The sequence below is a fragment of the Streptomyces sp. S3(2020) genome (genome assembly GCF_013044505.1).
Taxonomy (GTDB): Bacteria; Actinomycetota; Actinomycetes; order Streptomycetales; family Streptomycetaceae; genus Streptomyces.
In genome coordinates this window covers 1-12,710 of the sequence record NZ_JABERD010000051.1, presented here as the reverse complement: position 1 = coordinate 12,710, position 12,710 = coordinate 1, and the positions used below count along the sequence as shown (strand labels likewise).

14 protein-coding genes and 1 pseudogene are annotated in these 12,710 nt (G+C 72.2%); 11 read left to right on the top strand and 4 right to left on the bottom strand.

The features are described 5' to 3' along the window. Positions 1-22 precede the first annotated feature (22 nt). Both HLK59_RS18430 and HLK59_RS18425 read left to right on the top strand, forming a co-directional pair. Positions 23-685, top strand: a complete 663-nt coding sequence (locus tag HLK59_RS18430) for a lipoprotein (protein ID WP_171142546.1) — start codon at positions 23-25, stop codon at positions 683-685. Positions 686-853: 168 nt separating this feature from the next. Further along, entirely contained in the window at positions 854-1,375 is a 522-nt protein-coding gene (locus HLK59_RS18425) for a hypothetical protein (protein WP_240982489.1), read from the top strand. A gap of 84 nt (positions 1,376-1,459) precedes the next feature. Here the strand turns inward: HLK59_RS18425 and HLK59_RS18420 are convergent, their stop codons facing one another. From HLK59_RS18420 to HLK59_RS52405, 3 genes and pseudogenes are all read right to left on the bottom strand, one after another. Beyond that, the gene (locus tag HLK59_RS18420; RefSeq protein WP_171142544.1) at positions 1,460-2,092 is read right to left on the bottom strand and encodes an SRPBCC family protein; all 633 of its coding nucleotides are present in this window, start codon (positions 2,090-2,092) and stop codon (positions 1,460-1,462) included. Between the two features lie 268 nt (positions 2,093-2,360). Then, positions 2,361-3,281 (bottom strand): aminoglycoside phosphotransferase family protein, encoded by a 921-nt coding sequence (locus tag HLK59_RS18415; RefSeq protein ID WP_171142543.1) that lies wholly within the window; start codon positions 3,279-3,281, stop codon positions 2,361-2,363. Between the two features lie 104 nt (positions 3,282-3,385). Further along, positions 3,386-3,508, bottom strand: a pseudogene (locus HLK59_RS52405) (AsnC family transcriptional regulator); the annotation flags it as partial. A 299-nt stretch (positions 3,509-3,807) separates the two neighbouring features. Between HLK59_RS52405 and HLK59_RS18410 the strand changes: the two are divergent. From HLK59_RS18410 to HLK59_RS18385, 6 genes are read left to right on the top strand one after another with little or no spacing between them, the layout of a single operon-like run. Then, positions 3,808-5,145, top strand: coding sequence for a sensor histidine kinase (locus HLK59_RS18410; RefSeq protein WP_171142542.1), 1,338 nt, complete (start codon positions 3,808-3,810; stop codon positions 5,143-5,145). After that, complete coding sequence (locus HLK59_RS18405; protein ID WP_171142541.1) at positions 5,142-5,564, top strand: roadblock/LC7 domain-containing protein; 423 nt, start codon at positions 5,142-5,144, stop codon at positions 5,562-5,564. The genes HLK59_RS18410 and HLK59_RS18405 overlap by 4 nt, the downstream gene beginning before the upstream one ends. Continuing rightward, a complete protein-coding gene (locus tag HLK59_RS18400) occupies positions 5,561-5,911 on the top strand; it encodes a DUF742 domain-containing protein (protein ID WP_171142540.1) in 351 nt (116 codons plus the stop codon). Before HLK59_RS18405 ends, HLK59_RS18400 begins: the two co-directional genes overlap by 4 nt. Further along, on the top strand, positions 5,883-6,512 hold the full coding sequence (locus HLK59_RS18395) for an ATP/GTP-binding protein (protein WP_171142539.1): 630 nt from the start codon (positions 5,883-5,885) through the stop codon (positions 6,510-6,512). Before HLK59_RS18400 ends, HLK59_RS18395 begins: the two co-directional genes overlap by 29 nt. Next, the gene (locus HLK59_RS18390; RefSeq protein WP_171142538.1) at positions 6,509-7,747 is read left to right on the top strand and encodes a cytochrome P450; all 1,239 of its coding nucleotides are present in this window, start codon (positions 6,509-6,511) and stop codon (positions 7,745-7,747) included. The genes HLK59_RS18395 and HLK59_RS18390 overlap by 4 nt, the downstream gene beginning before the upstream one ends. Then, positions 7,744-8,979 (top strand): cytochrome P450, encoded by a 1,236-nt coding sequence (locus tag HLK59_RS18385; protein WP_171142537.1) that lies wholly within the window; start codon positions 7,744-7,746, stop codon positions 8,977-8,979. Before HLK59_RS18390 ends, HLK59_RS18385 begins: the two co-directional genes overlap by 4 nt. A 157-nt stretch (positions 8,980-9,136) precedes the next feature. Here the strand turns inward: HLK59_RS18385 and HLK59_RS18380 are convergent, their stop codons facing one another. Continuing rightward, positions 9,137-10,609, bottom strand: coding sequence for a PucR family transcriptional regulator (locus tag HLK59_RS18380; RefSeq protein WP_171142536.1), 1,473 nt, complete (start codon positions 10,607-10,609; stop codon positions 9,137-9,139). A gap of 175 nt (positions 10,610-10,784) precedes the next feature. Here HLK59_RS18380 and HLK59_RS18375 point away from each other — a divergent pair, with 175 nt between their 5' ends. The 3 genes from HLK59_RS18375 to HLK59_RS18365 form a co-directional block, all read left to right on the top strand. Continuing rightward, positions 10,785-11,405 carry an L-threonylcarbamoyladenylate synthase gene (locus tag HLK59_RS18375; protein ID WP_171142535.1) on the top strand — a complete coding sequence of 207 codons (621 nt, stop codon included), beginning with the start codon at positions 10,785-10,787 and terminating at the stop codon, positions 11,403-11,405. 111 nt (positions 11,406-11,516) lie between these two features. Continuing rightward, entirely contained in the window at positions 11,517-12,272 is a 756-nt protein-coding gene (locus tag HLK59_RS18370; protein WP_171142534.1) for a dienelactone hydrolase family protein, read from the top strand. A 185-nt stretch (positions 12,273-12,457) separates the two neighbouring features. Next, the coding region (locus HLK59_RS18365) for a beta-1,3-glucanase family protein (protein WP_346779759.1) at positions 12,458-12,710 on the top strand (253 nt) is incomplete at its 3' end.

Here is a 12,710-nt window from a genome sequence, read left to right as displayed (position 1 = left end):
GGCGGGGAATGCGGGGCGTCGGATGGCTTGTGTGGCCTTGCTGGCGGGGGTGTTGGCGGGCTGTTCCGAGGCCGCCGACGACAAGAAGGACGCGAAGTCGTCGGCGAGCGCGTCGGCGAGCGCCGGCCGGACCGTCGAGAGCGGCGACAGCATCGGGGCGGCGGGCTCGGCGTGCGAGCTGCCCGTGAGCTTCGACCTCGCCAAGGACTGGGAGGCGGAGGCCATCGACTCCGCGGCGGCCCAGGACGAGGCCTCCTCGACCGGTTCCGGAGATCTCGACGAGGAACTCTCCGAGGAGATCCTCGACTCCATCCTCCGCCAGGGTCCGGTGGCCGCCGCGTGCGAGGTCGACGCCAAGCCGGCCGGCTACATCGGCTTCCTGCGGATCTGGACCGGTGAGCCCGGCGACGACGACGCGCGCACCGTGCTGGAGGAGTTCGTCGCGGCCGAGGACGGCGCGAGCAAGGCGAAGTACACCTCGTTCACGTCGGGTGACGTCGCCGGTGTCGAGGTGCAGTACGTCGTCACGAGCGAGCTCCTGGACGAGACGAAGAAGGAGAGCGCCTTCGCCGTCACCACCCCGGACGGCCCCGTCGTCGTGCATCTGGGCGGTATGGACACCGAGGAGCACGAGAAGATGGCCCCGGCGTTCGAACTGGCGAAGAAGACCCTCCAGACCGTCTGACGGACGGGCCGTGAGTGTGTGGCCACGGCCCGTCGCTCCCGGGACATCGGAATACCGGGACAAGGTGCAACCTTTTCCCCAAGGGGGTTGTCTGGAGAGATATCAGACACATGAACCCCGGGGGACATCATGCGACGAAGCAGAACGACATGGGCCACCGTCGCTCTCATGGGTGCGACGCTCGGTGTGGCCGCGGTACCCGCGCAGGCCGCCACCACCTGCCCCACCGGCTGGGGCAGCCTCGACAAGACCCAAACCGTCAGCACGGCGGAATCCGTGACGAACGCGCGGACCGGAAGGCACGCCTGCTACGACCGGCTGGTCGTGGACGTTCCGGGCGCGGCGAAGGCCGACCTCGGCTACTCCGTCCGGTACGTCGACCGTCTCCACCAGGACGGATCGGGCCGGCTGATACCGGTCGGCGGCGGCGCCGTCCTGGAGGTACGGGTGGCCGCACCCGCCTACGACGTCGAGACCGGCGCCCCGACCTATCCCGGACGGGTGAGCCGTCCGCTGCCGGGGGTGGACCTCGACGGGTACCGCACCTTCAGGGACACCCGGTTCGCCGGCAGTTTCGAAGGGGACACCCAGTTCGGCCTCGGTGTCCGCGCCCGGCTCCCGTTCCGGGTCCTGCGGGTGGACGACCGGGTCGTGGTGGACGTGGCCCACTCATGGAGCGCCAAGCCCTGACCCTGTGCCGGGTCGGCCCCCGCACACCGCGACGGGACCGACCCGGGCCGCACGGCGCCGCCGCCGCGAGCCTCGTCGGGGCCGCTATTGCCCCGTGTAGGCCCCGATCGTCGCCGTCGTCGTGGCCGTCACCGTCTCCGGATCGGCGCCCGAGGCGGCGTAGGCCGCGCCCCACTCCTCGCCGGACCGTCTGAAGAAGTCCTTGGCCTCGGCCGTGCCCTGCCAGGCCTCGGACTCCTCGCGGCTCATCCCGCGGCCCGCGAGGTGCATGCCGAGGCCCAGGGCGATGCTGTCCCAGCCGATGCCGACCGCACCCGGCCCGAACTGCTTCCAGAAGTCCTCCGGCACCACGGCGACGTGCTCCACCTCGAAGACCGTCCGCCCCTCACCGTCCGGCGTGAGCCGCACCTCGACCTCGCTGAAGCCCGGGTCCGGCCCGTACAGCCAGCTCACCCGCAGCCGCTCCGGCGCCACGCACGCGAGGATCTCGCCCCCGGCATGGCCCTCCAGCTGATAGCGCCCGCCGAGCCGGAACTCCCCGGAGACCGGCAGGAACCACCGCCCGATCCGCTCGGGAGAGGTCACCGCGCCCCAGACGTCGGCGATCCCGGCGTCATAGGCGCGCCGCAGCAGGACCGCGTGGGCCTCTCCCGCCTCGATCTCACGGGTGGCGACCTCCCGGTGCCCGCGCTCGATCTGGTCGACGATCTCACTCATCCCCGCTCACTTCCTCTCTCGGCGCGCTGCCCCGGCGCCCGGACGCGCGCACCTGGGGCCACGCTCGCACAAAGGTGCCGGGATCGCCTGATCCCGACCCCGTGCGTCCTCGGAGCCAGATGCGCGGCCGACGGCGAAGCGAAAGGCTGAGGTGAGGCAGGGCGGGATGACGATGACCGGGCCGCGGAAGCCGCCACCGATCGGCAGGCCCCGGACGAACTCGTCGGCCGTGCCAGCGGGCGGGCGGCAGGCGGAGGAGGCCTTTGTGTCAGGCGCCGAACCACGCGCGGGCGAGCCCGGCGAGGGTTCCTTCGGCGGGACCCTCCAACTCCCTCAGGTACCAGGGCAAGTTGCTGTACACGTGCAGCAGTGTGTAGGCGAGGGCGTGGGCCGGGTCGACGGTGCATCCGTACGCCGTGCTGAGCCGGGCGAGGAGGTGCGGGTCTCCGCGGGTGACGAACAGGCCCACGCCCACGAAGTCGTACGCGGCGTCGCCGATCATGGCGGGCTCGAAGTCGAAGAGGCCGGTCAGGCGCCAGCCGTCGGGGTCGACCAGGAAGTGCTGCTGCATGACCTCGGTGTGCAGCAGCGAGCGCCGTGGGGTGCGGGGCAGCGGGACCGAGGCGAGGAAGTCGGGGATCTGCTCCAGCCAGGTGTCCGACAGTCCGTGGCCGCGCTGCCGGGCCACGGCGTTCGCGCGCTGCCGGTCGAGGAAGGCGCCCCAGTCGCCGGGCCCGAGGACGTCCTCCAGCGGGGCCGGGTCGAGCGAGTGGAGGGCGGCGAGGGCCTCGCCGATCTCGGTGGCGAGGCGTTCCCGGTCGGGCCGCGGGATGCGGTGCCAGGCCCGGGCGAGGTTCTCGCCGGGCAGCCGGGACATCAGGACGTACCGCCAGCCGTTCTCGTACGACCCGAAGCCGTCCACCCCGGGCGTCGGTACGGGGAGTTGCCCGTGCAGCCGGGACAGGACACGGCCTTCGGCGATGCCGTCCTGGGCGGCGGAGGTGGGGAAGAGCTTGAGGACCCGGTCCTCGCCCACCGCGTAGACCGGTTGCGAGCCGTCCGGGAAGCGGGTCAGGGGCGCGTCGCCGAGTCCGAGGCGGGCTAGGAGGTCCTCCGCGCCGGCCCGCATCAGCTTCTCGTCCCCGACGACCTCGTCCCACTCTTCGTCGGTCTCCACCACGGGCAACATGATCGCGACCGTAGGCCGGGCGGTGGCGGCGGGGCAAACGGTTTTGGACGTGCGCGAACGCCCCGCCGGGACCCCGTGCGAACCTGCGATCGGCCGACGCCCCAGACGAAGTCCAGCAGGTCCCTGGGGCCGGGGGCGACGACCTCGGCACGCCGGGCGAGTTCGTCGGCGACGGTCCGCGGGTCGCCGTCCACGCCGATGCCGAGCGGGGCCGTCGCCTGGCCGCCCCTGACCCTCGGGGCGGCGACACCGCCGGCCGACGAACGGCCGCACGCCGGAAAGGTCAACGGGCCTGCGGTGATCCTTCCGCAGGGCTGATCCGAGCACCGGGGAAGGGGTCAACTCGCCTTCACCACGCGGCATTTCAGACAGTCGACGCAGAAGCGAACAGAGGGCGTTCGGTTTCTGATCGAAGTCTCGATCAGCCGTGCGAGAAGGGTCGGCGACGGTGTGTACTGTCCTGCGAGCGCCTTGTCACCGGGCCTCGGACCCACCCCTGCCCGCCTTCCCCCTGGAAACCGATTCGATGATCGAACTACCGGACCTGGCCGTCGGCGGACTCGCCGTCGGCACACTGTCCGCGCTGGCCCTCGGCGGCGGTCTGCTGCGCACACGGCGCCGACTGACCCGGCAGCGCACCGAGACGGACGCCCTGCGCTCCCGACTCGACGGCGCGCTCCAGGTGTTGACGGCCGAGGTCGAGCACCTGGCGGCCCAGCGCGCACCCGCCGCCGCCCGCCAACTCGCCCACCCGCACATGGCCGTGCCGGGCCCGCTCCAGCCGCACACCGCGGGAACGCCCCTGGGTATCGCCCTGGAAGGCGTCCTGCTGGGGCTGCGCGCCGAACTCCTCGCACAGCGCACCCGTATCGACGCGGCCGCACAGGCCGGGATGCGCGGCGCCACCCGGGAGATCCAGGCGGCCCTCTACCGCCTCCAGGACGCCCTGCGCCAGCTGCAACAGCGCTACGACGACCCGGAGTTGGCACAGACCCTCTTCCAACTGGACCACGAGAACGAGCAGTCGCTGCGCCGGGCGCAGGTCGCCGCCGTGGTGTGCGGGGCCTGGGTGGGGCTGGCGCGCGAGGAGTCGCACCTGGTGGACGCGGTGACCGGCGGACAGTCGCGGCTCGCGGGCTACCACCGGGTCAAGGTGCACAACCATCTGGAGACCGGCACCGCCCTGGTGTCGCACGCCGTCGAGCCGGTCGCCATCATAGTGGCCGAGCTCCTCGACAACGCGTTGCGTCACTCCGCACCCGACACCGACGTCGTGGTCAACCTGGAGCACGTCCATCACGGAGTCTGCGTCACCGTCGACGACGCGGGCGTGGGCATGACCCAGGACGAACGGGCCCACGCCCAGCGGACGGTGGCCGGTACCGAGCCGATCCTGCTCACCGACCTCGGCGATCCGCCACGCATGGGCCTCGCCGCGATCGGCCAGCTGACCCGGCAGTTCGATCTCGGCGTCGATCTCTCCTCACCGTCCCCGTACGGCGGGGTCCGCGCGGTGCTGAGGGTCGAGAGTCATCTCCTCAGCCGTATCGACCCCGCCGAGCAGCCACCCGCGGTCAGCACCGCGCGCTCGACGCGCAAGGCCGCGGCGGAGACGTCCCACGGCTACGGCACCGAGGACGAAGCCGCCATCTCCGGGCACCACGACGAGCTGCCGCAGCGCCGCCGGCGTACCCGCACCGCCGCTCCGGAGGCACCCGCGGCCGAGCACGCCGCACGCAGCCCGGAGGACGCCGCCGCCGCGCTCGGCGCCCTCCAGTCCGGCACCGCCGCGGCCCGCGCGGACAGCACCGCCACCGACGTACCGACGAACGAGACCGACCACGAGGGGGGACCGGCTCGATGACCAGCCGCGACGCAGGCGACACGGCATGGGTGCTGGAACCGATCCTCGAGGTGCCGCATGTCGTGGCCGCCGTCCTCCTCACCCGGGACGGCCTGGTGAGGGGATACACGGACGCGCTGTCACAGGCCTCGGCCGAGCGGGTGGCCGCGATCACCAGCACCGTGCAGGGGGCGTGCCGGACCGCCGCGGCCGCGTTCGCCGACCGGGAGGGGGCCGAGATCCGGCAGGTCGTCATCGAGTCGGACCACGGGTACGTCCTCATCGTGCCGACCGACCACGGCACCTGTGTGGCCGCGTACGGCAGCGGCGAGGTGCGTCTGGACCTGCTCGCGCACCGTGTGCACTCGCAGGTGGCACGGCTGGGCGAGAAGGCCATGGCCGCCGCACCCCGAGGGAGCGACGACGGCGCTCCGGCATGACCGGCCGCCCCCTGGTCCCGGCGTATCTGTCCACCGGCGGTCTCGCCCGGCCCAGCCGCCCGCACCTGGAACGGCTGTCGGTCCTCACCACCAGCGGCACCCCGGTGCCGGCCGGCCTCCCGGCAGCCGAACTGGCCCTCCTGGACGCGCTGGAGGAGGGCTCGCTGACGGTGGTGGAGGCCGCGGCCCTGCTCCGGCTGCCGGTCTCCGCCGTCCGTGTCCTGGCCGGCGCCCTCCTCGACCGGGACCTGGTGGCGGCCCGCGCCCCGGTCCCGCCCGCCGAACGGTTCGACCCCGACCTGCTGAAGAGAGTGGCCGATGGCCTCCGCGCCCTCAAGCACAGCTAGCAGCGCCCCCGGCGCACCCGGCCGCATCCATCTGCCGGACACCGCCCGCGACCTGGTGAAGATCCTGGTCACGGGACCCTTCGGGGTGGGCAAGACGACCCTGATCGACTCGGTGTCCGAGATCGTGCCCCTGCACACCGAGGAACAGCTCACCGAAGCGTCCACGCAGGTGGACGATCTGGAAGGGGTGCGGGACAAGTCGACGACCACCGTCGCCATCGACTTCGGGCGGATCAGCCTGGCGGGCGGCGTCGTCCTGTACCTGTTCGGCACGCCCGGACAGGAGCGGTTCCGCTCCTTGTGGGACGACATCGCCTACGGCGCGCTGGGCGCCCTCGTCCTGGTCGACAGCCGACGGATCGACGCGTCCTTCGACGTGCTGGGCCTGGTGGAGGAGACCGGGCTGCCGTACACGGTCGCCTTCAACACGTTTCCGGACGCGCCGAGCCACCACACCGAGGAACAGCTGCGGGCCGCCCTGGACCTGGAGCCGGGCACCCCGATGGTCACCTGTGACGCGCGGGACCCGAACTCCTCGATCGACGCCCTGCTCACGCTGGTCCAGCACCTCATCGACCGCGACCCTTCGGAGAGCCGGTGACCACCTATCCCCCTGCCCGTCAGGACTTCTCCCGCTCCGCGCCCGTGCGGCTGTGGGAGGACGGGTTCGCCCTCGACCCCTACCGCTACTACGACGACCTGCGGGCCCAGGGCCCGGTCGGCTGGGCGGAGTTGGCGCCGGGAGTGCCCGCGTACGTCGTCACCGACCGGCGGGCCGCGCTGGAACTGCTGCACGACGCGGAGACGTTCTCGCACGACCCGCGGCCGTGGGAGTCGACGGTCGCCGACGACTCGCCCGTGCTCGGCATGATGCGCTGGCGCCCCAACTCCCTGTTCGCGGACGGCGCCGCCCACGCCCGCTACCGCACCACGCTGATCGACACCTTCGACCTGGTCGAGCCCCACGACCTGCGGGCCCGCGTGCACCGGGCGGTGCATCTGCTGGTCAGCCGGATCGGACCGCAGGGCGAGGCCGATCTGGTGGGCGAGTTCGCCCGGCCGCTGATGGCCCTGGTCTTCAACAGCCTCTTCGGGCTGCCCGACAGCCAGAGCGAGCGGCTCAACCAGGCGCTCGGCAAGATGATGGAGGGCGGCGCCCAGGCGGCGGCGGGCGAGGCCGAGTTCGGCGGCTACGTACTGGAGTTGATCGCCGCCAAGGCCGAGCGGCGCGGCGACGACCTGCCCAGCCACCTCCTGGACCACCCGGCGGGGCTCACCCCGGAGGAGGTCACCTGGCAGGTGTTCCTCACCCTCGGCGCCGGCCACGAGCCGACCGCGAACCTGGTGTCCAACGCGCTGTCCCGCATCCTCGGCAACCCGGTCTACTACTCCACCCTCACCAACGGCGCCCGTCCGGTCATGGACGCCGTGGTCGAGGTGCTGCACCACGAGACCCCGCTCGCGAACTACGGCGTCCACTACGCTCGTCGGCCGATGACCTTCCATGGAACGTGGATCAGGGCGGCGGTGCCGGTCGTGGTGTCGTACGGGGCGCTCGCGTACTTCGCCGAGCGGGAGGTCGTCGAGGGCCGCCACCCCAAGGACGCCTCGCACCTGTCCTGGTCGGCCGGCCCGCACGCCTGCCCGGTCAAGCAGCACACGCTGCTCATCGCCACCGAGGCGATCGAGCGGCTCACCCAGTGGCTGCCCGACCTCGAACCCGTGCTGCCGCGCGAGCGACTCTCCTGGCGGCCGGGCCCGTTCCACCGTTCGCTGACGGCGCTGCCCGTCAGGTTCAGCCCTCGCTCCCCCGACCAGCCTGGAGATCCGTCGTGACCGTGACCGACCGCATCGACCGCTTTGTCATCGACCCGTTCGGATCCGACATCGCGGCCGAATGCGCCCGGCTGCGCGCCCTCGGCCCGATCGTCCCCGTCGAGCTTCCCGGCGGTATCCCCGCCTGGGCGCCCACGAACTACGACACGCTCAAGGAGCTCATCCTCGACCCGCGGGTCAGCAAGGACCCGCGGCTGCACTGGCGGCTCTGGCCCGAGCTCGGCGAACACCCTTCGTGGGGCTGGGTCCTCGGCTGGATCGGCGTGGTCAACATGCTCTCCACCTACGGCGCCGACCACACGCGGCTGCGCAAGCTGGTGGCGCCGAGCTTCACCCACCGGCGCACCGAGTCGATGCGCTCCCGGGTGGAGGCGATCACGGCGGAGCTGCTCGACGCGGTGGCCGCGGACGACGCCGAGGTGATCGACCTGCGCGCGGCCCTCGCCCATGCGCTGCCGATGCGGATCATCTGCGAACTCTTCGGTGTCCCCGACGAGTTGGTGGCCGACACGGCGCGGATGATAGCGGCCATCATGGACACGTCCGACCCGACGCCCGAGCACGCGGCATTCGTGCAGCGGCAGATCGGCACGGTGCTTCCCGCGCTGATCGCCCACCGCAGCGAACACCCCGGCGACGACCTGACCACCGAGCTGATCCGGGTCCGGGACGAGGACGGGGACCGGCTCAGCGACGAGGAGCTGCTGTACACGCTGCTGCTGGTCATCGGCGCCGGCTTCGAGACGACCGTCAACCTCATCGGCAACGCGGTCGTCGCCCTGCTGCTGCACCCGGAGCAGCTGGCCGCGGTGCGGGCCGGGCGGATCGGCTGGGACGCCGTCGTCGACGAGACGCTGCGGCTGCAGCCCTCCATCGCCTCGCTGCCGCTGCGGTTCGCGGTCAGTGACGTCAAGGTCGGCGAGGTGACCGTCCCGGCGGGCGACGCCATCATCACGACCTTCGCCGCCGCCGGGCTCGACCCCGCCCACTACGGACCGGACGCGGACTCCTTCGACGCCGCGCGCGGGGCGGACGACCATCTGGCGTTCGGGATGGGCGTGCACCGGTGCATCGGCGCACCGCTCGCCCGGGTGGAGGCCCTGACGGCGCTGCCCGCCCTCTTCGACCGCTTCCCCGACCTGCGTCTCGCGGTCGGCGAGGAGGAGCTGCGGCAGGTGCCGTCGTTCATCGCGTTCGGCTGGCAGGAGGTGCCGGTGCGGCCGCACGGCTGACAACGCGAACAGGGGCAGGACCGGTCCCCCGTTCCGGTCGTGCCCCTGCGGCCCGTCGAACTTACGTGAACAAGGGAGCGGTTGTGAACCGCAGCGGTGCCCGCCCGGGGGCCCTGAGGACTCACTTGTGCACAGGTGAGTCCGAATGGCACGTTTTCTACGCGGCCAGCCGGGGTGGTTCCAGCTCTCCTGTCGCCAGATGGGCCAGGACGACCTCGTAGAGATCGCTCCCCGCGGCCAGCAGCTGCCGTTCCAGGACGGGCTCCGCACTGCGGACGTGTTCGCGCACGGTCTGCGCGTGGACGCCGAGAGCCTGCGCGGTCCGCTCGGAGTTCCCGCCGGCGGCGATCCAGGTGCGCAGGGTGCGGCGCAGATCGCGGGCGTCCGGGTCGAGGCGGCCCAGCAGGTCCAGGGCCCAGGTGCGCAGGGCGGGCCCGGACAGCACGTCCCCGAGCGGGACGGGCGCCGACCGCTCCGTGCCGGGCCGCTGTTCCATGCCGGCCTGGGTGTTCAGTGCCAGGTGGACCAGGGCACGGGCGGTGAGGTCGGAGAAGTCCGTGCCGAGCAGCCCCTCCACGCGGTCCATGCGGGCGCGCACGGTGTTGCGGCTGACGCCCAGGACCTTGGCCGCGCTGACGGCGGTGAACTCCAGGCCGAGCCGGGTGGTGGCGAGGAGTTCACCGTGGGTGTGGTGGGCCAGTACGTCGAGCGGGCGCAGCAGGTCCGCGGTCCAGGTGTGCAGGAGCGCCGGGTCCATGAGGCGTTCGGGGTGGGTGCGCTCGGCGTAGACCGCGGCGTTGTCGGGCCGGAAGTGGGCGACGGCGAGGGCGCTGACGGCCTGTCCGTAGGCGGTGGCGGTCCGGGCCAGGGTCTGCCGGGAGCTGCCGCCGATGAAGGTGTCGGGGCGCCCTTCGACCAGTGAGCGCAGCTCCCGGGCGGCGGTCTCGTCGGGGATCAGGACGATCACATGCCGGTCCACGGCCGGGCAGCGCACGACCAGTGCCTGATCCTCGGTGGCGTCCGCGCACTCCTCGGCCAGCCGGTCGCGCTTGTCGACGGTGCCTTCCACGACGTAGACGCACGCGGAGTCCGTGTCGAGCAGCCCCGGCCACAGGCCCGCGGCGACGCGGCGCGCGGAGACGATGTCCTCCACCATCAGCAGTTGCAGGATCGCCAGCCGCAGGTCGGCGGTGGCCTGTGCGAGCCGGAGCCCGGCGGTGGTCGTCTCGCGTGCCCTGAGCAGGAGTTCGACGACCTGGGCGGTGTGCGTCAGCATGTCGGCGGCCCGCCGGTCGAACGGCGCCGGCCGGGACACGGCCAGCACGCCCGCCGTCGCGGAGTGCGGCTGCTCCACCCTGACCAGGCGCTGGTGGCGTCCCTCGCCCTCCCAGGCGGCGGAGGCGATCCGGCCCGCGATGATCTCGGCGACCAGGTCCTCGTCGAGCGGGACCCGGGTTCCGGCGAGCAGGGCGCCATCGGCGTCCTGGAGGGCGGCCGTCCCGTCCACGCCGTCCGCGAGCCAGGCGACGATCCGGCGGACGTCCCGTCCGGTGGGCCGCAGATGGTCGAGCAGTTCCTCCGCCCACGGCGCGTCGGCGCCCTTCACCGGACCGTCCCCTCTGCCAGCCACGGCACCCGTCTCCTCGTCCCTCGCATCGACCTCGGCACAGTGGTCCGGGACGTTACCTCACCGATGGCCTGGGGTCTTCCCGCCCCGGGCGGTGGGACGGGCGGACCGGTGGGACGGGCGGACCGGTGGCCGGGGCCTGCGTCGCCGCCGTCCCGGGACGGCATAAGCTCGGCAGATGGCGAAGTACTTCGACGTGCACCCCGACAACCCCCAGCCGCGCACCATCTCCCAGGTCGCCGACAGCATCCGCGACGGGGCGCTCATCGCGTATCCGACGGACTCCTGCTACGCGCTCGGCTGCAAGCTGGGCAGCCGTGACGGCATCGACCGGATCCGGACGATCCGCAAGCTGGACGACCGGCACCACTTCACCCTCGTCTGCCAGGACTTCGCGCAGCTCGGCCAGTTCGTACGGGTCGACAACGACGTGTTCCGCGCGATCAAGGCGTCGACGCCGGGCAGTTACACCTTCATCCTCCCGGCGACGAGGGAGGTGCCGCGGATGCTCCAGCACCCCAAGAAGAAGACGGTCGGGGTGCGTATCCCCGACCATGTGGTCACGCAGGCCCTGCTCACCGAGCTCGGGGAGCCGCTGCTGTCCAGCACGCTGCTGCTGCCCGACGAGGACGAGCCGCTGACCCAGGGCTGGGAGATCAAGGACCGGCTCGACCATGTGCTGGACGCGGTGGTCGACTCCGGCGAGTGCGGCACCGAGCCGACGACGGTCATCGACTTCTCGAACGGCGAGGCGGAGATCATCCGGCACGGAGCGGGCGACACGACCCGGTTCGAATAGGGCCCAGGGGGCGCCGCGACACAGTTGGATGGCGGGTGAAACCATATCGGCGGCCCCACCTTCCCGGGCCGGTGAACCACGCGCCGTCCATTGCGCAGAGAGGCAGCCCCCATGACCTCCGTCCAGGGAACATCCGTCGACATCCCCACCGAGGACGGTGTCGCCGACGCCTACCTCGCCCACCCCGGCGACGGCCTTGCCCACCCGGGCGTCCTGCTCTACCAGGACGCCTTCGGCCTGCGCCCGCACCTGAGGGCGATGGCCGACCGGCTCGCCGGGGCCGGCTACACGGTGCTCGTCCCCAATGTCTTCTACCGTCACGGGCGCTCACCCGTCTTCGAGCTGCCCGAGTTCATCGACACCCACAGCCGGCCCGACCTCTGGGACAGCATCGGCCCGGTCATGCAGTCCCTGACCCCGGAGCTCGCGATGCGCGACGCCGGCGCCTACCTGGAGTGGCTGGCCGCCAGTCCGCTCGCCGCCGACGGACCCGTGGCGCTGACCGGCTACTGCATGGGCGCCCGGCTCTCCCTGCTCACCGCGGGCACCTACCCGGACCGGGTCGCGGCCGCGGCCGGCTTCCACGGCGGGCGCCTGGCGACCGACGCCCCGGACAGCCCGCACCTGGTGGCCGAACACATCACCGCCGAGCTGTACTTCGGCCACGCCGACGAGGACCCCTCGCTGCCGCCGGAGCAGATCCAGCTCCTGGAGGACACGTTCACCAAGGCGGGCGTACGGCACGTCTGCGAGGTCTACCCGAGCGCGCACCACGGCTTCACCCAGGCCGACACCGCCGCGTACCACCGCGAGGGCGACGAGCGGCACTGGGCGGCGCTGCTCGATCTGTTGAAGCGCACGTTCTGAAACGCACGTCGTGAAGCGCACGTTCTGAACCACGCGTTCCGACTCGGGTGTCCGTGATCTTCACGGGCACCCGAGTTCTGTCGATGTCATTGACATGCCCGCGTCGCAGCGCAACTCTGAGAGCGCTCTCAAGACTGGTACGGACCAATCCACCCATCCATGTCCCCCACACCCGGAGGTGGAGAGTGCTCGGACGACTCAGGCACCAACTCCTCGCCACAGCCGCCGCGGCCACCCTGCTCGGCGGACTGCTGGCGCTCGGAGCGGCGCGGCCCGCGAGCGGCGCGGTGCCGGCCACGATCCCCCTGAAGCTCACCAACAACTCCGGCCGCGGCGACGCGGTCTACGTCTACAACCTCGGCACCAACCTCGCGACGGGCCAGCAGGGCTGGGCCGACGCCAACGGCACGTTCCACGCCTGGCCCGCGGGCGGCAACC